General features: G+C 65.4%; 23 protein-coding genes and 1 tRNA gene. 5 read left to right on the top strand and 19 right to left on the bottom strand.

The genetic code is table 11. The features are described from left to right. Positions 1–3: 3 nt before the first annotated feature. The 6 genes from M3P36_RS01015 to infA all read right to left on the bottom strand — a co-directional run bounded on the left by M3P36_RS01015 (position 4) and on the right by infA (position 3,185). The gene (locus tag M3P36_RS01015) at positions 4–879 is read right to left on the bottom strand and encodes an alpha/beta hydrolase (protein WP_249698448.1); all 876 of its coding nucleotides are present in this window, start codon (positions 877–879) and stop codon (positions 4–6) included. Positions 880–1,042: 163 nt separating this feature from the next. Then, a tRNA-Phe gene (locus M3P36_RS01010) sits at positions 1,043–1,117 on the bottom strand. A gap of 106 nt (positions 1,118–1,223) precedes the next feature. After that, a complete protein-coding gene (locus tag M3P36_RS01005) occupies positions 1,224–1,400 on the bottom strand; it encodes a DNA gyrase inhibitor YacG (protein ID WP_249698446.1) in 177 nt (58 codons plus the stop codon). After that, positions 1,397–2,356, bottom strand: coding sequence for a ribonuclease E/G (locus M3P36_RS01000; protein WP_249698431.1), 960 nt, complete (start codon positions 2,354–2,356; stop codon positions 1,397–1,399). The genes M3P36_RS01005 and M3P36_RS01000 overlap by 4 nt, the downstream gene beginning before the upstream one ends. After that, positions 2,349–2,924, bottom strand: a complete 576-nt coding sequence (locus M3P36_RS00995; RefSeq protein WP_249698423.1) for a Maf family protein — start codon at positions 2,922–2,924, stop codon at positions 2,349–2,351. The genes M3P36_RS01000 and M3P36_RS00995 overlap by 8 nt, the downstream gene beginning before the upstream one ends. A gap of 15 nt (positions 2,925–2,939) precedes the next feature. After that, entirely contained in the window at positions 2,940–3,185 is a 246-nt protein-coding gene (gene infA, locus M3P36_RS00990; RefSeq protein WP_055920719.1) for a translation initiation factor IF-1, read from the bottom strand. 206 nt (positions 3,186–3,391) lie between these two features. On the opposite strand from infA, the gene M3P36_RS00985 reads away from it, so the two are divergent. Beyond that, positions 3,392–6,355: a TonB-dependent receptor gene (locus tag M3P36_RS00985; protein ID WP_249698421.1), complete on the top strand. Its 2,964-nt coding sequence runs from the start codon at positions 3,392–3,394 to the stop codon at positions 6,353–6,355. A gap of 1 nt (position 6,356) precedes the next feature. Here M3P36_RS00985 and M3P36_RS00980 read toward each other — a convergent pair whose 3' ends face one another. Together M3P36_RS00980 and M3P36_RS00975 are read right to left on the bottom strand one after the other, a co-directional pair. Beyond that, positions 6,357–7,538, bottom strand: a complete 1,182-nt coding sequence (locus M3P36_RS00980; RefSeq protein WP_249698418.1) for a BaiN/RdsA family NAD(P)/FAD-dependent oxidoreductase — start codon at positions 7,536–7,538, stop codon at positions 6,357–6,359. A 42-nt stretch (positions 7,539–7,580) separates the two neighbouring features. Beyond that, positions 7,581–8,705 carry a GGDEF domain-containing protein gene (locus tag M3P36_RS00975; protein WP_249698416.1) on the bottom strand — a complete coding sequence of 375 codons (1,125 nt, stop codon included), beginning with the start codon at positions 8,703–8,705 and terminating at the stop codon, positions 7,581–7,583. A 108-nt stretch (positions 8,706–8,813) separates the two neighbouring features. On the opposite strand from M3P36_RS00975, the gene uvrC reads away from it, so the two are divergent. After that, entirely contained in the window at positions 8,814–10,760 is a 1,947-nt protein-coding gene (uvrC, locus tag M3P36_RS00970) for an excinuclease ABC subunit UvrC (RefSeq protein WP_249698414.1), read from the top strand. Between the two features lie 9 nt (positions 10,761–10,769). Here the strand turns inward: uvrC and M3P36_RS00965 are convergent, their stop codons facing one another. From M3P36_RS00965 to hisG, 8 genes are all read right to left on the bottom strand, one after another. After that, entirely contained in the window at positions 10,770–11,669 is a 900-nt protein-coding gene (locus M3P36_RS00965; protein WP_249698404.1) for an acyl-CoA thioesterase, read from the bottom strand. Between the two features lie 32 nt (positions 11,670–11,701). Continuing rightward, positions 11,702–12,586 (bottom strand): cupin-like domain-containing protein, encoded by an 885-nt coding sequence (locus tag M3P36_RS00960; protein ID WP_502798346.1) that lies wholly within the window; start codon positions 12,584–12,586, stop codon positions 11,702–11,704. Further along, positions 12,583–13,698: a GNAT family N-acetyltransferase gene (locus M3P36_RS00955; protein ID WP_249698401.1), complete on the bottom strand. Its 1,116-nt coding sequence runs from the start codon at positions 13,696–13,698 to the stop codon at positions 12,583–12,585. The genes M3P36_RS00960 and M3P36_RS00955 overlap by 4 nt, the downstream gene beginning before the upstream one ends. A gap of 253 nt (positions 13,699–13,951) precedes the next feature. Next, positions 13,952–16,033, bottom strand: a complete 2,082-nt coding sequence (locus tag M3P36_RS00950; RefSeq protein ID WP_249698399.1) for a sodium-translocating pyrophosphatase — start codon at positions 16,031–16,033, stop codon at positions 13,952–13,954. Positions 16,034–16,152: 119 nt separating this feature from the next. Continuing rightward, positions 16,153–17,025 carry a thiamine-phosphate kinase gene (gene thiL / locus M3P36_RS00945; protein ID WP_249698388.1) on the bottom strand — a complete coding sequence of 291 codons (873 nt, stop codon included), beginning with the start codon at positions 17,023–17,025 and terminating at the stop codon, positions 16,153–16,155. A gap of 129 nt (positions 17,026–17,154) precedes the next feature. Beyond that, the gene (gene nusB / locus M3P36_RS00940) at positions 17,155–17,607 is read right to left on the bottom strand and encodes a transcription antitermination factor NusB (protein WP_249698378.1); all 453 of its coding nucleotides are present in this window, start codon (positions 17,605–17,607) and stop codon (positions 17,155–17,157) included. Beyond that, complete coding sequence (gene hisD / locus M3P36_RS00935) at positions 17,604–18,887, bottom strand: histidinol dehydrogenase (RefSeq protein ID WP_249699046.1); 1,284 nt, start codon at positions 18,885–18,887, stop codon at positions 17,604–17,606. Before hisD ends, nusB begins: the two co-directional genes overlap by 4 nt. Before the next feature lie 5 nt (positions 18,888–18,892). Beyond that, positions 18,893–19,561 carry an ATP phosphoribosyltransferase gene (gene hisG / locus M3P36_RS00930; protein WP_249698375.1) on the bottom strand — a complete coding sequence of 223 codons (669 nt, stop codon included), beginning with the start codon at positions 19,559–19,561 and terminating at the stop codon, positions 18,893–18,895. Positions 19,562–19,603: 42 nt separating this feature from the next. On the opposite strand from hisG, the gene M3P36_RS00925 reads away from it, so the two are divergent. After that, positions 19,604–20,674, top strand: a complete 1,071-nt coding sequence (locus M3P36_RS00925) for a DUF2332 domain-containing protein (RefSeq protein WP_249698363.1) — start codon at positions 19,604–19,606, stop codon at positions 20,672–20,674. Positions 20,675–20,821: 147 nt separating this feature from the next. Here M3P36_RS00925 and M3P36_RS00920 read toward each other — a convergent pair whose 3' ends face one another. Continuing rightward, the gene (locus tag M3P36_RS00920) at positions 20,822–21,313 is read right to left on the bottom strand and encodes an FKBP-type peptidyl-prolyl cis-trans isomerase (RefSeq protein WP_249698361.1); all 492 of its coding nucleotides are present in this window, start codon (positions 21,311–21,313) and stop codon (positions 20,822–20,824) included. A gap of 165 nt (positions 21,314–21,478) precedes the next feature. Between M3P36_RS00920 and M3P36_RS00915 the strand changes: the two genes are divergently transcribed. After that, on the top strand, positions 21,479–21,868 hold the full coding sequence (locus M3P36_RS00915) for a hypothetical protein (RefSeq protein WP_249698359.1): 390 nt from the start codon (positions 21,479–21,481) through the stop codon (positions 21,866–21,868). Here M3P36_RS00915 and M3P36_RS00910 read toward each other — a convergent pair. Together M3P36_RS00910 and M3P36_RS00905 are read right to left on the bottom strand one after the other, a co-directional pair. Then, entirely contained in the window at positions 21,865–22,758 is an 894-nt protein-coding gene (locus M3P36_RS00910) for a pirin family protein (protein ID WP_249698357.1), read from the bottom strand. The two genes, M3P36_RS00915 and M3P36_RS00910, sit on opposite strands and share 4 nt — an antisense overlap. Further along, positions 22,755–23,033, bottom strand: a complete 279-nt coding sequence (locus M3P36_RS00905) for a BolA family protein (RefSeq protein ID WP_249698356.1) — start codon at positions 23,031–23,033, stop codon at positions 22,755–22,757. Before M3P36_RS00905 ends, M3P36_RS00910 begins: the two co-directional genes overlap by 4 nt. Positions 23,034–23,088: 55 nt before the next feature. On the opposite strand from M3P36_RS00905, the gene M3P36_RS00900 reads away from it, so the two are divergent. After that, a complete protein-coding gene (locus tag M3P36_RS00900; protein WP_249698354.1) occupies positions 23,089–23,685 on the top strand; it encodes a J domain-containing protein in 597 nt (198 codons plus the stop codon). The last annotated feature ends 3 nt before the right edge of the window (positions 23,686–23,688 follow it).

Here is a 23,688-nt window from a genome sequence, read left to right as displayed (position 1 = left end):
CAACTAGCGCGCAAACACCCGCGCCAGGAAGGCATCGACCACCGGCGTGGCGGGATAGTCGGGGTCACCCAGGTCGCGGTTGATCTGGGCATGGCCGCGCAGGCCCCGACCGCGAAATTCCTGCACGCTAGCCGGAGTCCCGGCAACGCGCAGGCGCTCGGCTAGTTCGTTGCTCTGCCGCCGCGCGTCATCGCGCTGGACGTGGAGGATGAGGAAGGCGGGTGCATTGGGCGCGGCGGCGTGGAACGTGGGCGACAGGGCACGCTGGCGGGCGGGATCAGTGCCGAAAGCTTGGCGATAAGTCGCGCCCATCAGGCGCGGGTTCTCGCCCATCTGGTCAGGGACGTTAAAGCCCGCTCCATCCAGCGGGACGATGCCGACAACATCGTCCATCGACAGACCAGCGACGCGGAAATGCTGCGGGTCCGTGCCCGCCACCGCCACGAGGTGCGCGCCCGCGCTGTGGCCGACCAGCGCGATGCGGTTTGCGTCGAACCGCAAGTGCGAGGCCTCGGCCTTAAGATAGGCCACTGCGCTCGCCACATCGGCCGCCTGTTGTTCTACCGTATGATCGGGCACCAGCCGGTAGTTGATCGAAGCGACGGCATAGCCCTGCGATTGCCAGTGTCGCAGCTTGTCAGAACCGCGCATCATGTTCTTGTCGCCGCGCTTCCACCCGCCGCCATGGACGAAAACCACGAGCGGCGCATCGGCGCGCGCTCCCGGCCAGTAGTCGAGCACCTGCTCCTCGTCGGAGCCATAGGCCAGGGTCTGCACGGTGGAATCGGCGCGGCGTGATTGGGCGGCGGTGGCAACGGGCTGGGTAACGAGGGCCAGCGATGCGCTGGCAGCAAGCAGGGCAAAAGCAAGGCGGCGCATGGCGAGACTCCGTTGATAGTCTGTCTGCTGTGTGTAACCGCTTGGCTTGCGCCTCGCTGAACTGAATTCGGGTTCGGGCTTAGCCCGCAAGAGCGAACGCGCGCCCGGAGTGAAGCGAGGAAATGACGGGCCCGGATGGGGCCGCGCAAACAAAGAGAAAAAATGGTGCCCAGGGGCGGATTTGAACCACCGACACGACGATTTTCAGTCGTCTGCTCTACCCCTGAGCTACCCGGGCATCACTTCAGCGACAATCCCGTGAAACAGGATCGGCGAGCGATTGGAAGCGGCGATATGGCGAAGGCGTGCACGCTTGGCAAGGGGTATTCGTGCTGTTTTTGCGCCTATTCCTCATCCGCGCGGTCTTCGCGGGTAATCGCGGCCGGATCGACCCTCTCGCCCGGCACGGCATAGGAATCGCTGAACCACCGCGCCAGGTCGCGATCCCGGCAGCGGGGCGAGCAGAATGGCTTGAATTCCTCTGTTCGCGGCTTGCGGCAGATGGGGCAGGGTCTGGTCACAGGGCAACTGCCTGGGCAAAACCGCCGGTGATCGCAAGGACCGGGTCGCCCGTTACCCGCACCTCGCGCCCGGTCCGCCGCGCCAGTTCGGTGCGCCACGGCTTGGGGATGCGCGCCAGGACGGATGGGTGCGAGGTGAGCAGCAGGGCGCCCGGCTGCTCGACCAGTTCGGCCTGCCGCACCAGCATGCGCGCCGCAGCGCCCGCAGGGTCGAAATGGAGGCGGTGGAGCAGCGAGGGGCGTTCCAGCCGGGAGACCAGTTGGACAAAGCCGAAGCCGTTCATCGCGGTTCGCTCGTGGTCGAAATCGGCCAGGGCACCGTCGAGGTTTACATCCACCGCTTTGCGATCGTCCTTGGATTGCAGGGTGGGAAAGTCGATTCCGATCACGCCCCCAAGGCCCAGGCGGGCAATGGCGCGAGCCAACGGGTCGATGGCGGCCAGGGCCAGGGCACGCGGGGCGATGGTGCCGTCCACATCGACCAGGGTCATTGCCGGGGTCGGGCTGATCACCAGCGAGCCACCGGAGAAGGTGACCACGCCATCGGCCGCATCGGCCATCACGTCTTCCCATGCGCCAGCCGGGAACCGGCGCACGACCCGCCCGCCCAGTGTCTCGGCCAGGGTGGGGGCATGGCTGGCTTCGGCCTGCGTCGGCCTCGCCTGGGCCAGCTTTACCCGGCGACCTTCACCCATGCGGCTGCGGGTGACCTCCAGGCGGATCGTCGCGCCTTCCATCGCATCGGGCGGCAGGCGATCGACCAGGGCTTCCTCCCCGCTGGCAAAGCGCGCGCGGCCCCTGGGCGAGGTGCGCGGCTTGTATTTCAGCAGGGCATCCTCGACGAGGCCCGCTTCCAGCTCGCCCGGCCAGCGGACCTGCGCGGCGATCGCCTCGCTGTTGTCCACCAGCAGGGCGCGTTCTTCGCCAATACCTTCTTCGACCAGCCAGTCAGCCAATGGGGAACCCCGCAGATTTGAGTAGCGCCCGCGTTTCGAACAGCGGCAGGCCGACGACGCCCGAATGGCTGCCTTCGATCCAGGCGATCAGTCCTTCGGCGCGGCCCTGGATGGCATAGCCACCCGCCTTGCCGTGCCATTCGCCGCTGGCGAGATAGCCGTCGATCTCCTGCGGCGAGAGACTCTTGAAGCGCACCTTGGTCTCGCTCAGCTTTTCGCGCAGCGTGCCATCGGGGGCGAGCAGGGCCACGGCGGACAGAACGGTATGGCGGCGGCCCGACAGCAGTTCGAGGCACATGCGCGCTGTCGCCTCGTCCTCGGCCTTGGGCAGAATCCGACGACCGCAGGCCACGACCGTATCGCCCGCCAGCACATGGGCGACAGGATCAGCCGCCGCCAGCGCCTTCTCGCGCGCCATGCGCTGGGCGTAAAGGCGCGGAAGTTCGGCTTTCAGCGGAGTCTCGTCGATATCTGCCGCAGCAATGCGCGCAGGCTCGATTCCCAGCCGCGCGATCAGGTCGCGCCGCCGGGGGCTGGCCGAAGCGAGAATGAGGCTTGGTGCGGCCATCGGGGCCACAGCCGCTTATTGCGGGCCGGGGCCGCCGCGTCCCGGCATGAAGCGGTAGGTGATGCGCGCCTTGGTCAAGTCATACGGAGTGAGTTCGCACAGCACTTCATCGCCCACCAGCACGCGGATGCGGTTCTTGCGCATGCGACCGGCGGTGTGGCCGAGGACTTCGTGGCCGTTCTCAAGTTCAACCCGGAACATCGCGTTAGGCAGCAGTTCCACTACCTTGCCGCGCATTTCGAGAAGTTCTTCCTTGGCCATCAGGTCTCCGGTTCCGTCAACAATTTGTAGATCAAGCGGGGCGCATAGCCGCGAGCGGCCTAAAAGGGAAGGCCCGTCATCGCGCCACAACATACGATACATCATACAGACATTTGCGACATTTTATTACCCGACCGCGCCTTGCCGGATGGTGCAGTGCGGCACATATGCGCCGCAGGGGCACAGAACCGGTACTTGCGAGGAGCATGATTTTGCGTTTTTCCAGTTCTGCCAGCTTGTCTGCCCTCGCCATTGGCCTGATCGCCGCGCAGCCCGCGCTGTTGCAGGCGCAGTCCAATGCTCCGGTAACGTCGCAGGTGCCCGAAGGTGCAGCCTCGGCGGAAGCGGCGGGCGATAGCTTCGACGATGCAGATACCATCGTGGTGCTGGGCGCGCGGCTGATCGGCCAGGTCCAGGCAGCACAGCCGCCGATCCTCGAACTGACCGAAGCCGATATCGCCGCCTATGGCGCGGGCTCGATTGCCGACCTGATCCAGGCCCTGGGGCCGCAGGTCACTTCCGCCCGCGGTCGTGGCGGCGGCGGGCCGGTGATCCTGGTCAATGGCGTACGCATCGGTTCCTTCCGCGAACTGCGCAGCTATCCGCCCGAAGCGATCGAGAAGTTCGAGGTTTTCGCCGAGGAAGTGGCGCTCGAATACGGCTATTCGGCTGACCAGCGGGTGATCAACGTCATTCTCAAGCGCAATTTCTCCAGCCGCGAAGTCGAACTGGAATATGGCCAGCCGTGGTCCGGCGGGTTCTCCAGCCAGGAAGTGGAAGCGACCTACCTGATGATTGCCGGGGCTTCCCGCCTCAACATCAATCTGGGATGGGAAAATGCAAGCCCGCTGACCGAAGCCGATCGCAACATCATCCAGACCGGCGGCGTGTCCAACGTGCCGGGCGATCCGGACCCGGCCGCCTTCCGCAGCCTGACCGCCGATACGGCGGGCCTTGAAGGCACGGTTAATTGGAGCACCACGGTGGGCGGGCAGCACTCGCTGGCTCTGAACACCACATATGAGCGGTCGGACAGCCTGCGTTTGCAGGGCCTCGACACGGTGCTTTTAACCGGTCCGGCCCCTACACGCGAAACTGCATTGCGCGTTTTCAATGAAGGCAATCCTCTGGCGGTTGACAATCGTACGCAGACGCTTGCCGCCGCCGCCACCCTGAACCTCAGCCTGGGTGGCTGGGAAGCGACCACCACGCTCGACGCCAACCGCACCCGCTCCAATAGTCGGATCGAGCGCCGACTGACCGCACAGAATTCTCCTGAATATGCCGACTTGATCGACGCGGCTGCGGCAGGAACTTTTGATCTCGATGACCCGATCCCTGCTTTCGGCGATCCCGGTGTCGATCAGGCCCTGACCCGCACCACCAGCGCCAGCGGCCTGTCCACGCTGCGCGGATCGCCGTTCTATCTGCCTGCTGGCGACGTGCGGCTGACATTCGATGCCGGCTACAACTGGAACCGCATCGAGAGCGAGGACACCCGCAATCCCGGCCCGATGACGGTTCTCACCCGTGGCAACCTGTCGGGCGGCGTGAACGTGTCGGTGCCGATTACCAGCGTGCGTGACGATTTCCTGTCGGCGGTGGGTGACATTACTCTCAACGCCAGTGCGGGTGTCGATCACCTGTCGGATTTCGGCACGCTGTATGACTGGACCCTGGGCCTGACCTGGGGCGTGACCGATGCGCTCACCTTCAGCGCCAACTACGTCAACCGCGACGCGGCACCTTCGCTGGGCCAGCTCGGCAATCCCGAGATCGCCACGTTCAACGTGCCGGTGTTCGACCTCACCAATAACGAGACCGTGCTGGCCACGGTGATTTCCGGCGGCAACCCGCTGCTGCCCGCGCAGACGCAGAGTGACTGGAAACTGGGCGTGCAGTGGAACCTGCCGTTCCTCGACAACGCCTCTGTCTCGCTCGATTACCTTCGCAATTCGTCGGAGGACGTGGCATCGGGCTTCCCGGTCCTTACGCCTGCGATCGAGGCTGCCTTCCCCGGCCGGGTGACGCGCGATACAGACGGGCGGCTGATCCAGATCGACCAGCGCCCTGTGACATATGCCTCGCGTGAGGAAGAGCGGCTGCAATTCGGCATCAACCTGTCGGGCCAGATCGGCCAGCAGGCGGAGCAGGGCGGAAACGGCGGCGGCGGCAACGGTGGGCCGGTTGGCGGCGCAGTTGGCGGGTTCGGCGGCGGCGGTTTCGGGGGTGGCGGCCAGGGTGGCGGCGCGCCGGGCGGTTTCCAGCCCAATCCGGAAGCTTTTGCCCAGATGCGCGCGACCTTCTGCGAGGCCGATCCCGATGGCCTGCGCACTCAGTTGAACCGCGCCATTGCCGCTGCGGCAGCGGGCGAAGCCCCGCCGGTTGGCGAGGATGGCCAGCCGCTCGCCATTCCGCCGCAGATGCTGGAGCGTTTGGCGGGCGATGACGGCGTGATCGATGCGACCGAATTCGAGACCATGCGCAGCCGCATCTGTTCGGCCGGCCAGCCCGGTGCCGCAGGCGGGCAGCAGGGTGGACCCCAGGGTGGACCTCCCGGCGGCTTTGCCGGTGGACCCCCTCCAGGCGGCTTTGGTGGCGGCGGTCGTCCCCCTGGTGGAGGCGGCGGAGGCGGAGGCTTCGGCGGCGGTGGTATGCCGTTCGGTGGCGGTGGACAGGGCGGCTCTTCGGGGCGCTGGTTCGTCAACCTGCAATACAACCTGGCCCTGCAGGACGAAGTCCTGATCGCACCCGGACTTCCGGTGCTCGACCTGCTCGACGGTGATGCATTGTCAGGCGGCGGCGGCACCAAGCACGGCGGATCCTTGCGGGTCGGAACGTTTTACAACGGTTTTGGCATGATCTGGAATGCCCGCTACACCGGTAATTCCACGATCAATGGCTCCGGCTTGCCCGGCAGTACCGATCTGAAGTTCAACGATTATGTCACGATCAACGTGCGCGCCTTCGCCGATCTTGGCCAGCGTGCCAGCCTGGTGAGCGCGGTGCCCTTCTTCGAAGGGTCGCGCATCGGGTTCAACGTGGACAACATTTTCGACACGCGCCAGCGGGTGACCGACAGCGCGGGCCTGGTGCCGCTACGCTACCAGCCGTTCCTGATCGATCCGGTCGGCCGCAGCTTCGAAATCGAGTTCCGGAAGTTGTTCTGATCTAGAGAGCCTGGGCAGCGGCATATCCGCTCGCCCAGGCCCATTGGAAGTTGTAGCCGCCCAGCCAGCCGGTCACGTCCACGGCCTCGCCAATGGCGTAGAGGCCGGGAATCTTGCTTGCCTCCATGGTTTTCGATGACAGTTCGGCGGTGGAGATGCCGCCCGCAGTCACCTCGGCCTTGGCGAACCCTTCCGTGCCGTTGGGGTGGAACTGCCAGCGCGCCAGCCGTTCCTCCGCCGCGCGCAAGGCCTTGTCGGGCATGTTGCCGAGATCGCCGGGGAGGCGGAGCTGGTCATCCAGCACGTCGGCCAGGCGCTGGGGCAGCCTTTCGCGCATGATAGTCCGCAAGGTGGCGGAGGGGCGCGCGCGCTTGGCATCGAGCAGCCACCCGGCAGGCGCATCTGGCACAAAGCAGATGTCCACCGGATCGCCTGATTTCCAGTAGCTCGAAACCTGAAGAATCGCCGGGCCGGACAGCCCGCGATGGGTAAACAGCGCCGCCTCGCGGAACGTGGCCTTGTTCGCGCTGGCTGCAACCGGAGCAGCCACACCCGAAAGATCGCGAAACAGCACCTCCTCGCCGCCCAGGGTCAGCGGCACCAGGGCGGGGCGGGGCTCCACCACCTTGAGCCCGAACTGCCGCGCCAGGCGGTAGGCGAAATCGCTCGCACCCATCTTGGGTATTGATGGCCCGCCGGTGGCGATGACCAGCGCGGGCGCGGTGAATTGTCCGCTGCGGGTCGTGACCGTGAAGCTGCCGTCAGCGTGGCTTACCGATCCCGCCTCTTCGTCATAGCGGATCGTGACCGTGCCAGGTCCGGCGGCGCATTCGGCCAGCAGCATATCCACGATCTGCCGCGCGCTGCCATCGCAGAACAGTTGCCCCAGCGTCTTTTCATGCCACGCGATGCCATGCTTTTCGACCAGCGCGACGAAATCGGCGGGATTATAGCGGCTGAGCGCTGACTTGGCGAAGTGCGGGTTGGCTGACAGGTAATTGGCGGGGCCAGCGCCCACGTTGGTAAAATTGCACCGTCCGCCGCCCGAAATCAGGATCTTGGCGCCGACCTTTGCCGCCCGTTCGAGTACCAGCACCCGCCGTCCGCGCTGGCTGGCAACGGCTGCGCAGAACAGGCCGGCTGCGCCGCCGCCAAGGATGATCGCATCGAAGGTGTGGTCCATGCCATGCGCGATAGGGGTGAATTGCCAGGCTTCCAAGTGTCGTCAGTCTGCCTGTCCGGCCAGCCTGATCTGGTTGCGACCGCCTTCCTTGGCGCGGTAAAGCGCCTCGTCCGCTGCGGCGAGAGCGCTGCGCGGGTTGGCATGGGCAAAGACATCGGCGATGCCACCGGAAAAGGTGATCTGGCCGAACGGTTGTTCTGTCCGCCGGTTGACCAGCTTGCGCGAAGCCAGTTCGATGCGCGCCTGGTCCAGCATGGCAAAGGCTTCCTCCGGCGTTGACCCGCGAAACAGCATGACGAATTCCTCTCCGCCATGGCGGGCGATGTGGCATTTCTCGCCGGATATCTGCGACAGGGTCTTGGCCACCACGCACAGGATGCGGTCGCCTGCCTCGTGCCCGTGGGTATCGTTGACCAGCTTGAAGTGGTCGATGTCGCAGAACGCTACACTCAGCGCATCGCCTGCCGCCTGGGCCTCGGTATATTGCCGTTCCAGCGCCACTTCGAAGGCGCGGCGGTTGGGCAGGCCGGTGAGGAAATCGACTTCGGCATCGCGCCGCGCGCGGTCGAGATTGCGCCGCAGCGATGCGGCTTCCTGCTCGCTATGGCGCAGTTCGGCTTCGGCCTTGCGCGAGCGTTCAAGCATCGAGCGGGCATAGTTTGCCAGTTCGGTAATGATCTCGCCAGGATCGGGCGAGGCATCCAACTGTTCAACGTGTTCGGCCAGCGCATCACCATAACGCCGCGTGACAGTACGCGCATCGCTGGTCGAGCGCGAGAAATCGGCGATGCCCTGTTCGAGCTGGTGGACCAGCTTCTTCACCGATGCATCCTCGCCCTGGGCTTCGCTGGCCGTGGCACGATCAAGCCATGCCTGGGTGATCGGGCTACCCTGTTCGCGCAACTGGTCCACCTCGCGCCTCAGCCGCGGATTGAGGCCCGAATAGATGCTGAGGGCGGTTGCCAGGTTCTGCTGGGTAATCTCGAGCCCGTTGTCGATCAGGAACAGGCCGATCTGCTCGATCAGGTAGCGCCTAGCATGCCGTGTGGGATCCTCGCGGGGGGCGGGCGCTTCGTCAGGCGCAGACCCTTCCGGGCGGCCGAAGCGCAGCCAGCCGAGCAGGCCGGTTGAAGGATAGGGCGAAGCGGGGCGCGGCTGTGTTTCCATGGCACTAGGGACGGACAAGGGCGTCTAGGTTGAACCGCGGACGATTACCTAGCGGCCTTTTCATGCCGCAGTTGTGCCGGCTTGCGGACCTCCCTATCTCTCGCAGCCATGGCTCGCACACCGGCAGGAACTCCGCACGATCCCCGAGGGAAGGAGCGCTTCAACGAGGAGCGCGCCACTTCGACCGTGCGCGGCTCATCCTCACAGCCGGACCTGGCGGCAGGGGTGGAAGCGATCCGGCAGGTGGTGAAGACGTTGAAGCCCAAGCCTGGCGTCTATCGGATGCTCGATGCGCGCGGCGACGTGCTCTATGTCGGCAAGGCGCGGGCGCTGAAGAACCGGGTGGCAAACTATGTCCAGGTGGGCAACCTCACCAACCGCCTCCAGCGCATGGTCAGCCAGACGCGGACGATGGAGATCGTCACCACCAATTCCGAAGCCGAGGCGCTGCTGCTGGAAGCGCAGTTCATCAAGCGCTTCCGTCCGCCCTACAACGTGCTGCTGCGCGACGACAAAAGCTTCCCCTTCATCCTGCTGCGCGAAGGCCACGATTTCCCCCGCATCATGAAGCATCGCGGGGCGCGCAAGGCCAAGGGCGCCTATTACGGGCCTTTCGCCAGTGCGGGCAGCGTCAACACCACGATCAATGCGCTGCAGAAGCTGTTTCTGCTGCGGTCTTGCACCGACAGCTTCTTCTCGCGCCGCGACCGGCCGTGCCTGCTCTACCAGATCAAGCGCTGTTCCGCGCCCTGCGTGGGCCGGATCGACGAAGCGGGCTATGCCGAGCTGGTGGGCGAAGCCAAGCAGTTCCTGTCGGGCAAGAGCGACGCGGTGCAGCGCAAGATCGAAGTGCAGATGGCGGCAGCCGCCGAAGCGCTCGATTTCGAGACTGCCGCCATGCTGCGCGACCGGCTGCGTGCAGCCCAATTTATCCAGGGCACCCAGGCGATCAATGCCGAAGGGGTGGGCGATGCCGATGTCTTCGCCCTGGCGGCCAAGGGCGGACAGATCGCCATCCAGGGGTTCTTCATCCGGGGTGGGCAGAACTGGGGGCACCGCGCCTTCTTCCCCAGCCACATCCAGGACGTAGCCGAAGACGAGGTGCTGGCCCGCGTGCTGGCGCAATTCTATGAAGAAGTGCCGCCGCCACGCATGGTGCTGGTGGATCGCGACTTGCCCGAAAGCGAGCTACTGGCCCAGGCGCTGGGCGTTCTGGCCGATCGCAAGGTCGAGATCTCGGTGCCGCAGCGGGGTGACCGGCGGCGGCTGATGGAGCAGGCCAGCCGTAATGCGGCCGAAGCGCTCGACCGGCGGCTGGCCGAGAGCGGCACCCAGGCGCGCACCCTGCGTGAACTGGCCGAATTCCTCGAATTGCCCGACATTCCGCGGCGGATCGAAGTCTATGACAACAGCCATATTCAGGGTACCAAGGCGGTTGGCGCCATGATCGTGGCGGGGCCGGAAGGCTTCATCAAGAACCAGTACCGCAAGTTCAACATCAAGACCGCGCAGACGAATGACGATTTCGCCATGATGCGCGAAGTCATGCAGCGGCGCTTTTCACGTGCGATGGAGGAAGATCCGGAGCGCACCAGCGGCATGTGGCCCGATCTGGTGCTGATTGATGGCGGCAAGGGCCAGATGAGCACGGTTCGCGACACGCTGGAGGAGCTGGGGATCGAGGACGTTCCGCTGATCGCCATTGCCAAGGGCCCGCACCACGGACGCGAGGGGCGCGAGGTGTTCCACTTTCCCGACGGGCGCGAGAAGATGCTGCCTACCTCTTCGCCGGTGCTGTTCCTGGCCCAGCGCCTGCGCGACGAGGTCCATCGCTATGTCATCGGCGCCCATCGGGACAAACGCAGCCGGGCCATTTCAGCCAGCCCGCTCGACGAGATACCCGGCATCGGTCCGGCGAGGAAGCGCGCACTGCTGCTGGCCTTCGGCACGGCGGGCAAGGTGCGGGCAGCGGCGCTGGATGACCTGAAGAAGGTGCCCGGTGTCAGCGAGAGCGTGGCGCAGCTGATCTATGACTTCTACCACCCCGCAGGGTAGCGAGAGAACTCAGGCTCCGGTCGGCCGCATCATGCCTTCCTGCGCCACGCTGGCGACAAGGCGGCCATCGCGGGAAAAAATCTGCCCGCGCCCGAATCCGCGCGACCGGCCCGACCAGGGGCTGTCGGTGACATAGAGCAGCCAGTCATCGGCGCGGAAGTCGTCGTGGAACCAGATCGCATGGTCGATGCTGGCACCTTTCACCTGGCCCAGGTGCATCGACACGCCGTGCGGCTGCATGGCGGTGGAAAGCAGCTGGAAATCGGAAGTGTAGGCGAGCACCGCGCGGTGGATCGGGCGGTAATCGGGCAGGCTGGCGACAGTGCGGAACCAGCAATGCGCCTTTGGTTCGCGCACATGCGGATCGAGCCAGTCGCGCGGCTCCACCGAGCGGAAGTCGATCGCGCGCGGGCGCAGCAGCAGACGCCTGATCGGGCTGTCCGGCAGGGTCTCGGCCACTTCACGGCGGATTTCGGAATCGGGGCGCAGGCTTTCCGGCGGCGGTACGTCGGGCATCTGCGCCAGTTGGTGCTCCAACCCCTCCTGCGGCAGGTGAAAGCTCGCCGTCAGGTTGAGGATCGGCTCCCCTTTCTGGCTGGCGACCACCCGGCGGTTGGAGAAGCTGCGGCCATCGAGATCCCGCTTTACGCGGAATTCGATCGGATGCTCGTCGGTCCCCGGGCGGAGGAAGTAGGCGTGGAGCGAATGGGTGAAGCGTTCGGCCGGAACGGTGCGCCGCGCCGCGCCCAGTGCCTGGGCCACAGCCTGGCCACCAAATACGCGCCCCATGCCTTCGGGATGGCGGCGGCCGACAAACAGGTCTCCGCCGCGCTGCTCAAGGTCGAGCAGCAGCATGAGATCGGCGACCAGCTCTTCCGGAGTCGGATTCGGGCGTTGGGCAGATGACATCGCGATGCCCATGGGCGGCACGGGCGCGTTCGTCAATCGCTCCAGGGCATCTTGCGGACAATCCGCCAGGCCAGCGCCTTGGCACTGTTGCTTGCCGGCCACCGCTTGGGCGGCTTGGGGTTTATGCCCCAGCGACGCAACAAACCATTGAAAGCACGCGCATCAGCCTCGGCAAAGCTCCAGTCGCTGCGCCAGGTTATCGACAGCGATATCGAGACCTTGGGGCCATTGCGCACGAAATGCGGTGCCATGACCGGGACATAGATCGCCTCGCCGGCCGTGATGCGGAAGGGCACGCCGTCACGCACGAAGCTCTCCTGCCAGGCCAATTCGCGCTTGCCGCCGCGGTGATAGGTTTCGTGCACTTCATCCGGCGCAAAGCGGGCGGAACCGGCCGGGAAGATCGTCATGGTCTTCTCGCCGCGCAGCTGCAGCAGGATGTTGTGTTCCGGATCAAAGTGATAGGGGGTGACCGCATCTGGGCTGGAGATGAAGATGAACCCCTGCGGCTTCATCAGGCGGCCGGTGCGGTGTTCGATGATCGGCCGCAGTTCGCCCAGCAATTCGTCCATTAGCGCCCGATAGGTGGGCACCTGTTCGACACGCTTGAGCACGGCCCAGCTGTTGCTGGTATCGATCCCGCGGATGGTCTCGCCGATCGTCAGTCCGGTCGTCTTGGCCTTGCCTTCCAGGCCCACCGGCACATCGCCGCGATTGTACTCGATCGACGACGCGGGAAGCAGTTCGGCCAACTGGGCCAGGGCTTCCAGCTCCAGCATCGGATGCTCGACCAGTTCGTGGCCCAGCTTGTGCGCGCCTTCGGGATAGGACGCGGCAAAATCGGCGCGCGAATGACCGCCGAAGAAGCGCGGCACGGGCATGGGCTGGCGCTGGCGACTGTGTTTGGGCTCGATCATGCAATTCCCCCCGGAACGCGACCTGTCTCGCGCCGGGCGAGCAGGGTGAAGATGTGACGCCGCATCCGGCCGCCAATGGCGATCGAGTGACGGGCGATGCGTCGGCGTTCGCGCCAGATGTGGTCGATCATCGCGTGATCGGGCGCAGCGCAGCTATCCACCCACTGCACCTCGCTATCGGCCAACATTTGCAGGGCCTCGTGCTGCAGCAGGACGCCGGGCGAGAAGCGGGCAAAGGCCTCGTCGAAAGCGGTCTTGTAGGAAAAGGCACCGGGCGGGGCGAGGAATGTCGCCAGCATGGCGATGGGGCGCCCATCCAGGGTGAGCGCCAGCCGTTCGAGCTTTCCACGCTCGGCAGCGCCTCCCAGACTGGCGCGGAACAGGGCGGTCGTGGCCGGGTCAGCCGCCAGCGAAGAGCCCGCCCGGCCTTTCCAGCCCCGAGTTTCGAGTTCGAGGAACTGCGCGGTCCACTGTACGATACCTTCGGCACCTCGCGACCGTTCGACTTGCAGCACACCTTCTTCGGCAAGGCGGCGGTATTGGCGGCGCAGTTCCTTGCGCTTCTTGCCGCCGAGCGATGCTTCGAAATAGGCTTCCGGGGCAAGCTCGCTGGCAAGGAGGGCGCGGTCTTCCGCCAGCACGGTGGTCGCGCCGCGTTGCTGGGCTTCCAGCTCGGCCTTGAGAGCAAGGTGGAGCGGGCCGGTGCCCGGCATCTGCATCAGGTGCAGGAACAGGCTGCTACCGGCATTGCTGTCGCACCAGTCCAGTACGGCGCGCCAGAACTGGCGTTCCCTGCCCGGCGCAACCAGCGGCAGGCCACAAAAGCAGTTGTCGTGCACCCAGTTGCGCAGGTGGGGCACCGGGTAGCCATAGTAGGCAGGGTGGCGGCGGACCGGCATTAGACCGACCAGGCGGCCATCTTCCTCCAGCCACAACAGCTCGACCCGGTCTGCCGTATCGAGCGCGCGGAGCGAGGGGAGGAGGTACCAGCTTTCGTAGAACGGGTTGGGTTCAACTGCCTTTGCAGCCAGCGCATCCCACCGGGCGATAATGGTCGCGGCCTGGCAGTCACGCCAGTGGCGGGCATCCAGCCGCAGGGTCACCAACTCCACTCGCGCATCGTTAGGAATTGATGTGCGCTCGGTAAGGATTGTCGCAGAAACATGCGCATAGGCAGCCAAGAAGCGTTAACCTTTCTACGGACGCCCCAAGCAATCCGCCGTTAACCTCTAGGACGGCGGACGGAACGAAAGATTAATTGAAAGGGTAAAGAAAACCCTGCCCGACACATGCCGGGCAGGGTTCAGGCGCTTTTTCGGTCGTGTGTCCCGAACCGGGACCCGGCCGTTTGTAATGGGCCGTTTGTCAGGCGAGTGCGGCCAGGAGCAGCAGGGCCACGATATTGGTGATCTTGATCATCGGGTTGACGGCAGGACCGGCAGTATCCTTGTAGGGATCGCCCACCGTATCGCCGGTCACCGCAGCCTTGTGGGCTTCACTGCCCTTGCCGCCGTGGTTGCCGTCCTCGATGTACTTCTTGGCATTGTCCCATGCACCGCCACCGGCAGTCATCGACAGGGCCACGAACAGGCCGCCCACGATCACACCCAGCAGCAGGGCACCAAGCGCGGCAAAGCCGTTCTCCTGACCGGCCACGGCGGTGATCACGAAATAGACCACGATCGGTGCCAGCACCGGCAGCAGCGAGGGGATGATCATCTCCTTGATCGCGGCCTTGGTGACAAGGTCCACCGTGCGGGCATAGTCCGGCTTGCTGGTCCCGGCCATGATGCCCGGGTTCTCGCGGAACTGGTTGCGCACGTCGATCACAACGTCACCGGCAGCGCGGCCCACGGCGGTCATGCCCATCGCACCGAACAGGTACGGGAGCAGCGCGCCGAGGAACAGGCCGACGATAACGTAGGGGTTTTCGAGACTGAAGTTGACCGTCTGTTCGGGGAAATACTCCCTCAGATCGGCCGTATAGGCGGCAAACAGCACCAGGGCGGCAAGCCCGGCCGAACCGATGGCATAACCCTTGGTCACAGCCTTGGTGGTGTTGCCGACAGCGTCGAGCAGGTCGGTCTTCTCGCGCACGCTGTCATCCAGCCCGGCCATTTCGGCAATGCCGCCGGCATTGTCGGTGACCGGTCCATAGGCATCGAGCGCCACGACCATGCCCGCCAGCGCCAGCATCGCGGTAGCGGCATAGGCAATGCCCAGGACGCCGGCGAGCTGGAAGGCCACCACGATGCCGGTAACGATCACCAGCGTCGGAAGGGCGGTCGATTCCAGGCTTATGGCGAGGCCCTGGATCACATTGGTGCCGTGGCCCGTTTCCGAAGCCTTGGCGATCGAGCGGACAGGGCGATAGGCCGTGCCGGTGTAGTATTCGGTGATCCAGATAATGAGCCCGGTGACGACCAGGCCAAGCAGCGAACAGTAGAACAGCGACCGGCCGGTAAAGTCGGTGCCCGGGATCACGGTTGCGGTGCCGATGGCATAATCGGTGGCAAACCAGATCGCGGGGACCGCCAGCACTGCGCTGACAAGGAAGCCCTTGTACATCGCGCCCATTACGTTGGTCCCGCCTCCCAGGCGGACGCAATAGGTGCCGATGATGCAGGTGACGATACACACGCCGCCGATCAGCAGCGGCAGGGCCATCAGCGGTTCGAGCAGATCGCCCGCGCCGCTCAGCAGCAGGGCGGTGAGGACCATGGTGGCACCCACGGTGACGACATAGGTTTCGAACAGGTCGGCGGCCATGCCGGCGCAGTCGCCCACGTTGTCGCCCACGTTATCGGCGATCACGGCGGGGTTGCGGGGGTCATCTTCCGGGATACCGGCTTCGACCTTGCCCACAAGGTCCGCGCCCACGTCGGCCGCCTTGGTGAAGATGCCGCCGCCTAGGCGCGCGAAGATGGAGATCAGCGAGGCGCCGAAGGCCAGGCCCACCAGCCCGTCGATCACGGTGCGGCTATTGACGGCAAAACCGGCCGGGCCGGTCAGGTACCAGTAGAACACGGCAATCGCGAGGAGAGCGAGGCCCGCCACCAGCATGCCGGTTATGGCACCTGCGCGGAAGGCCAGGGTCAGGCCCTGTTGCAGGCCCTTGCTGGCCGCTTCTGCCGTGCGGACATTGGCGCGCACCGAGATGTTCATCCCGATGAAGCCCGCCACGCCCGACAGGATCGCACCGATAACGAAGCCGGTGGTCGGCACGGTTCCAAGGAACAGATAGACAAGTATGGCAACGACCACGCCGACCACGGCAATGGTGGTGTACTGGCGCTTCAGGTAGGCTTGTGCGCCTTCCTGGATGGCGGCGGCGATTTCCTGCATCCGGGCATTGCCCGGGCTGGCGCTGAGCACCTGCTTGCTGGTGAAGATGCCATAGATGATGGCAAGTCCGCCAAGAAAAATAGATAGAATTACAAGGTCCATGACCAAGATTCCCCCTCTCCAATATGAAAACGGCCCGGGTTTCCGGGTCCGCAAGACCTTATGGCTAGTTTGCCCCGCCTAGGTGCGCAAGCGCAAAAGGTCCGGGCTTTCCGGAGGGACTATGCCGAGTGGGAGTAACCGAGCCCCGCCGCGTTCACCAAAGGCTCGCCATCAAGGTACAGCGGGGCGAAACCGGGCACCTCCACCTGGCCGATCTGGGTGGCCGGAACGGGCAGTTCGACACCGGGGGGAAGGGTGAACAGGAGCTGGTAATCATCGCCCCAGGTCAGGCATTCCAGACGCCTCGAGGCGTCGGCAACGGGCACTGAACCGCCGTCGATGGCGATCGACACGCCGCTGGCCTGCGCCATGCGGAAGGCATCGAGCAGCAGGCCGTCGGACACGTCCATCATCGCGCTGACATGCGGCGCCAGCGCTCGGCCCTCGGCCACCAGCGCCGTTGGACGCGAGTAAGCCGCGTGGTCGCCGCCGGTTCCGTCGCGCAGAGCTTCGTAGCCCGGCATTGCCGCGCCGAGCGATCCTGTGACCCAGAGACCGTCGCCCGGCTGTGCGCCGCTGCGCGAAGGAACAGGGGTAAACGTGGCGCGGCCGATGGCGGTGAGGCCGTGGCTGCGGGTTCCATTGCCCGCGGTCGTATCGCCGCCCAGCAGCGGGACATCATATTGGGACAGTACCTCTGCCATCCCGGCAACGAACCGCTCGTCGCCTGCGCCCAGCATGTGGCCCAGCAGCACGCCAAGCGGCTCTGCCCCTTTGGCAGCGAGGTCAGACAGGTTGGTGGCGACCAGCTTCCAGGCCACATCGGCCATGTCGGCACCCGCAAGGTAGTGTGTGCCTTCGACCATCATGTCGTGAGTCAGGATCAGCGTTTCGCCGCCCAGTTCCAGCACGGCGCAGTCGTCATCAAGACCGCGTGCAGCCGGATGGCGGGCCAGCGCGCGCAGGGATTGGATGAAATCGACTTCAACCATATTCCCTACCTGCCGTTCGGTTCGAGCGAAGTCGAGAACCGTTTGCAGCAGGTGTCTCGACTTCGGGCCATTCAGGTCCGAAGTTTATCCTGAGCGAAGTCGATGGGCTCGACACGAACGGATGCAGGACTATTGCCGCACCTCTTTGGCGACCGCATCGAGCAGCCCGTTGACGAATTTCGCCTCGCGCTCCTCGAAGAAGGCGTGGGCCACGTCGACATATTCGCTGATCGCAGCGCCCGTCGGCACGTCGGCGCGGGCGAGCAGTTCGTAAGTGCCCACGCGTAGGATCTGGACCATGGTCTTGTCGAGCCGCGTCAGGCTCCAGCCTTCGGACAGCTTGGACGCAACCAGCGCGTCGATTTCTTCCGCGCGGGCGATGGTGCCGCTGACAAGGTCGTCGAAGAAGGCCACCTCGGCCTCGGCATATTGCTCATCCTCGATTTCCCGGCCCAGGCGGTGCTGGTGGAATTCGTTGAGCAGCCGGGCGGGCGGCGTCTTTTCCATGTGGTACTGGTACAGGGCCTGGACGGCGGCGAGCCGGGCGGCGGAGCGGGCGGTGGATTTTGCAGGTTTGCTCATGGCAGGCGCACCTGCACCGATTTGGCGTGGGCGGGAAGCCCTTCCGCACCGGCCAGCGCCACGGCGGCGGGGCCGATTGCCGCCAAGGCCGCTTCGTCGAGCTGGATGAAGCTGGTGCGCTTGATGAAATCGAGCACCGACAGCCCGCTGGAAAACCGCGCGCGGCGACCGGTTGGCAGCACGTGGTTCGGCCCGGCAACATAGTCGCCCACGGCCTCGGGCGTATGGCGGCCAAGGAACACGCTGCCCGCGTGGCGGATGTTTGCAAACAGCGCTTCGGGATCGTCCACGGCCAGTTCGACGTGTTCCGCCGCCAGCCGGTTTGCCAGTGCCGGGGCCTCTGCCAAAAGGTCGTCCACTACGATGATCACGCCGTAATCTTCCCACGATGCACGGGCGGTGCGGTTGGTGGAAAGGCTGGCGCACATCACGTCCACCGCATCTTCCACCAGCCGGGCAAAGGCCAGGTCGTCGGTAATCAGGATCGATTGCGAGGTGGGATCGTGCTCGGCCTGGCTCAGCAGGTCGGCGGCGATCCAGTCGGGATCGGACTTGTTGTCGGAGATAACCAGGATCTCGCTCGGCCCGGCCACCATGTCGATGCCGACGACGCCGTATAGCTGGCGCTTGGCTTCGGCCACGAAGGCATTGCCAGGGCCGGTGATGACATCGACCGGCGCGATGCTGTCGGTGCCATAGGCGAGCGCGGCAATGGCCTGGGCGCCGCCAATGCGCCAGACTTCGTCCACGCCTGCAAGGTGGGCGGCAGCCAGCACCAGCGGGTTGACCTCGCCCTTCGGTGTGGGCGTGGCGACGACCAGCCGCTCGACGCCCGCCACCCGCGCAGGGATTGCGTTCATCAGCAGGCTGGAAGGATAGCTCGCCCGCCCGCCAGGGACATAAAGGCCCGCGGCCTCGACTGCGGTCCACCGCGCGCCGAGGCGCACGCCCTGCTCGTCGGTATAGTCGCGGTCGGCTGGCATCTGAGATTCGTGGTAGGCGCGGATGCGATTGGCGGCGGTTTCGAGCGCGGTGCGCAGGCCGGGATCGAGGTCGGCAAAGGCGGCGGCGCAGACGTCCTTGCCGATCTGCCAGCCATCCTGCGCCAGTTCGAACCCGTCATAGCGCCGCGTCAGGTCCACCAGCGCGGCATCGCCTTCGGCGCGCACGCGGGTGATGATTTGCTGCACGACATGGCCGACGTCCTTGTCGCTCTCGCGCCGGTCATTGACCACGCGGGCGAACAGCTTGGCGAAATCGGGCTGCGAGGTGCGGAGCATCTGCATCAGGTGGACGCCTGCTCGGCATCGGCGCGGAACCGCTCGACCAGCGCCGCCACGCGCGGATCGGTTTTCAGCGCCACGCGGTTGACGATCAGCCGGGCGCTGACCTGCATCATGATTTCGGTCTCGATCAGTCCGTTCTGCGCCAGTGTCTTGCCGGTGGAGACAAGGTCCACGATCCGGCCCGCAAGGCCCAGCGAGGGGGCCAGTTCCATCGCACCGTTCAGCTTGACGCATTCGGCCTGCACGCCCTTGGCCTCGAACCAGCGCTTGGTGATGCCGGGATACTTGGTCGCCACGCGCAAGTGGCTGGCCACGCCGGGGGCATAGCTGGAGCCCTGCGCAGGCTCGGCCACAGACAGGCGGCAATGGCCGATGTCGAGATCGACCGGGGCGTAGAGCTCGGAATAGTTGAACTCCTCGATCACGTCCGATCCCACGATCCCGGCCTGCGCTGCGCCGAAGGCCACGAATGTCGCCACGTCAAAGGCGCGCACGCGGATCACCCGCATATCCGAACCCTCGCAGGCAAAACTGAGCGAGCGGTCGGCCTTGTCGTGGAAGCTGGAATCCGGCACCACGCCGGCGCGCGCCATCACCGGCAGCGCCTCGTCGAGGATGCGGCCCTTGGGCACGGCGAAAGTCAGGGGGCGGCTGTGCGTGTCGGTCATGGCCGCGCGATGTAGTTTCAACAGGCCGAAAGGGCAACGCAATTGGCGAACAATGATCTGCCCAGAGTGATGGAAATCGCCGACGTGGCCGAGGCGATCGAATGGCAGGCGCGTCATTCGGAGGAAGCAGGCGCCCCGATCAACGCCCGGATCATTCGCGGAGAACTGGCGATGATTGCGGCGGGCACGAAGACCGGCCAGCGGATGGCAAACTGGCCCGGCCTCAGCTTGGAAGACGCCATGCCGCTGCGCATGGCGGGCGGGCTGCACTTCCTCCACCTGACCGGCCAGACCGACCTGCTCGTCCCGGTCTATGCCGGAAAGGTGACCAGGCAGGAGCAGGTCGATGCCCTGGTGCGCGAGGTGGCGCTGCAATTTGATGATGCGCTGCTGCCGTGGCTCGACGGCCCGCCGCAGACGAACGAGGCCGGTCGATCGTCCTGTGTGATGGCGGGGCTGATGTGGCTGTCCGGTCACCTTGCGCCACGGTTCGAACTGATCGAGATTGGTGCCAGCGCCGGTATCAACACGATGATGGCGCGCTATGGCTATGATCTTGGCGGGGTGAAAGCTGGCCCGCATGGCTCGCCCATGCAGATCGTGCCCGAATGGCGCGGCTGGCCGCCGCCCGCCTATCCGGTGGAGATCGTCAGCGTAAAAGGCTGCGATATCGCGCCGGTGGACCTGACCGATGTGGATCAGGCGCAAAGGCTCAAGGCCTATATCTGGGCCGACGCCACCGAGCGGATGACGCGGATGGACGTGGCAATTGCGCTGGCGACCGAAGAGGCACCCGACCTCGTGCAGATGGACGCGGCGGAATTCGTGGCGCAGCGCTTGGCAGAAGATCAGGAGGCGGGCGTCACCCGCGTGCTGTTCCACACCGTGATGTGGCAATACCTGCCGCAAGCCACCCGCGATGCGATCCGTGACATGATGAATGCGGCGGGCAAGCGGGCGACTGCGGAAAAGCCGCTGGCGTGGATCAGGGTGGAGACCAACCGCACCACCTTCCGCCACGAATTGACGGTAAAGTACTGGCCCGATGGCGAGCAAGTGGTGCAACTGGCCCAAGCGCACCCGCATGGCGCCTGGGTGGAGTGGATGGGCTAATATTCCTCCCTGTTTTCGCGAGGCGCAAATGGGGAGGGGGACCGCCCGAAGGGTGGTGGAGGGGTGGGCGCAACCGCCTGAACACCCCTCCGTCAGCGCTACGCGCTGCCACCTCCCCATCGCTTCGCGACAGGGAGGATCTGGAACTCACCGCCCCGGCGGCACCATCATGTCCACCAGCTCGATGGTGAAAAACAAGGTCGCGCCCGGCGGGATCGGGCCTGCGCCGCGCGGGCCATATCCCAGTTCGGCGGGCAGGGCGATTTCCGCCGTGTCGCCCACGCCCATATAGGGGATCGCCACCTGCCAACCGCGCACCAGCTGCCCCAGCGGGAAAGTGGCCGGATCGCCGCCATCGGTGGAATCGAACACCGCGCCGTTAGTCAGCCTGCCGCTGTAATGCACGCTGACGATATCGCGCAGGGTGGGGGCAGGGCCGGTGCCTTCGCCTGCCACGCGGCGAAAACGCACGCCGCCTTCCAGCACCGCCCAGCCATCATCCGGCGAAAGCTCGGCCAGCGCCGATTGCTGGCGGTTGAACCATGCCGAGGATTGGGTGACGTCCTGCCGCTGCTGGGCAGCTGAGGGAGCGGCGGCGAGGGTTGCAGCGAGAGCCGCAGCAAATGCAATGTGCTTCATGGCGACGCTACCTAGCGGCACCCGAGGGCGCCGTCATCCATGACTTTTATCGGGAACCGGATAGCGTACCGTCCGTTAATCCGCGTCACCGAAAATTCTATCGTGATTATATGGATCCAACAGGGTGGTTCGTATTCATTCGACCAATCCTGCAGGAATTCCATCATGACCCGTTCAATCCTTTCGCTTTCCGCCCTTTCCGCGCTCCTGCTTGCAGGCTGCGCTACCGGTGGCTCGGCCCCGATGACAGCAGGCGAGCGCATTTCCGAACGCGGCGCTGCCATTGCCGACTATGGCGATGCCTGGTCATCGGGCCAGGACAGCGTCAACCGCGGTACGCGCATGGTCGAGCAGGGCAACCGCCAGGCCGAACAGGCCCGCAGCCGCATCGCCAAGGCCCGCACCGACCTCACGAGAGAGGAAACCCGGCTGCGCGAAGCCGATGCATCGCGGATTGCCGGAGAGCGCCTGATTGCCGATGGAACCGCCCAGATGCGCCGCGCGGAGGAAGACTACTCATCCATCCGCTCGGGTCCGGCGGCTACCCGCAACTAGAGGTAGCTCACCGTCTTGGCGACTTCGGGCAGCGGGATGAATTCCTCTGCATCGCCCGGCACCACCGGGAAGCGGCCTTCGCTCCAGTCATGCTTGGCCTGATTGATCCGTTCGCGATCGGACGAGACGAAGTTCCACCACACGTGGCGCTTGGTAGCAAAAGCCTCGCCGCCCAGCAGCATCACCTTGCCGCCACTGGCCGATGATAGCCGCATCGTAGCGCCGGGCGCGAGGATGTGGAGGGTGTAGGGTTCCAGTGCCGTGCCATCGAGCGTGGCTTCACCGCCCACCAGCATGACCGCGCGTTCGTCGGCGCTGTTGTCGATTGGCAGGCTGCCGCCGGGGGCGAGGTTGATTTCGGCGTAGATCGTCTGGGCGTGAGTTGTGGTCGGCGCGCTCGCACCCCACAAGCTGCCCATGATGATCGTGGCGCGGGTTCCGCCATCCTCAATCAGCGGGAGGTCGCTCACCGCCTCGAACGCGGGGTCGATCTCCTCCTGACCATCGGGCAGGGCCAGCCAGGTCTGCATGCCATAGAGCCGCGCGCCCTTGTCCCGCTCGTCGGCGGGGGATCGCTCCGAATGGACGATGCCCTTGCCGGCCGTCATCAGGTTCACCGTGCCTGGGCGGATGGTGGAAAAGGTGCCAAGACTGTCGCGATGCTCGATCGCGCCCGCGTGCTCGCCGCCAAACAGCCAGGTGACCGTGGCGAGGTTGATGTGCGGGTGCGGGCGCACGTCCATGCCTGCGCCAAGGTCCATCGTGGCCGGGCCGAACTGGTCCACGAAGATAAACGGCCCCACCATCGTGCGGCTGCGGCTGGGCAGAACGCGGCGCACCTGGAACTGGCCGAGGTCGTGGGTGACGGGGTTTATGGTCTCGGTAATCACGCGGCTTCTCCCGGAGCACGCGCCTTGATCGCCAAGGCGTGGACGCGGGTGCCGGGGATGTCACCCAGTGCGCTGTTGACCATGCGCTGGCGTTCCAGCCTGCTCTTGCCGGCAAATTCCGCGCTTTCGATCACCACGGTGAAATGCGATTCGCCGCTGCCGTCGTCGCCTGCATGGCCAAGGTGGTTGGCAGTGTCGTTGATCACCTCAAGGTGAGAGGGGCCGAGCTTGCGGTTGAGCAGCATTTCCATCTCGGTTTGCAGCGGTCCGGGCATATTTTCACTCCTGTGGGGGTTTTCATCTGGGGCCCCATGGCCCATTTTCAAGCGGATGGGCGAAGCACGGTTTCACGGACGGTATGACAGCCAGGGGCGCGCTTGCGAAGCGCCGGGTTGCCAAGAGGAAGGCGAATTCCGGGCTCCGGGTGAACGCCGCCACGGGTTTGACGGTCCGGGGCAATGGCGCTGGTTCTGCCTCGACCATGTGCGCGCCTTCAATGCAGGTTACAATTTCTTCGAAGGCATGGACAGCGAGGAGATCATCGCCGCGCAATCGCCGGTGGCCGGCTGGCAGACCGAAGTGCGCGCCTTTCGCCCCACTGCCGGGATCGACGGCGTTCCGCGCTGGTCCGATTTCACCGATCCGCTGGATGCCATCGGCGCGCGGGCGGGCCAGATCCGCCGGGCGGCGGCGGGCCGGGCGGCAGAGCACGTCCACGTGGTCCGCTTCACCGCGCGCGAACGCGAGGCGCTTCTGGTCATGGGGCTGGGTTCCGAGGCTGACCGGCAGGGCCTTCGCCGCCGCTATTCCGAGCTGGTGCGCAAGTACCACCCGGATCGCAATGGCGGCGACCGGCGGCACGAGGACCGACTACAGCGCGTGGTCGAAGCCTACCAGTTGCTGCGCAAGGCGGCCGCCTTCGCGTGACCG

It is taken from the genome of Altererythrobacter sp. KTW20L (assembly GCF_023501975.1).
GTDB lineage: Bacteria > Pseudomonadota > Alphaproteobacteria > Sphingomonadales > Sphingomonadaceae > Alteraurantiacibacter.
The sequence above is the reverse complement of the archived record's forward strand: the minus strand, read 5'-3'. Positions and strand labels throughout refer to the sequence as shown.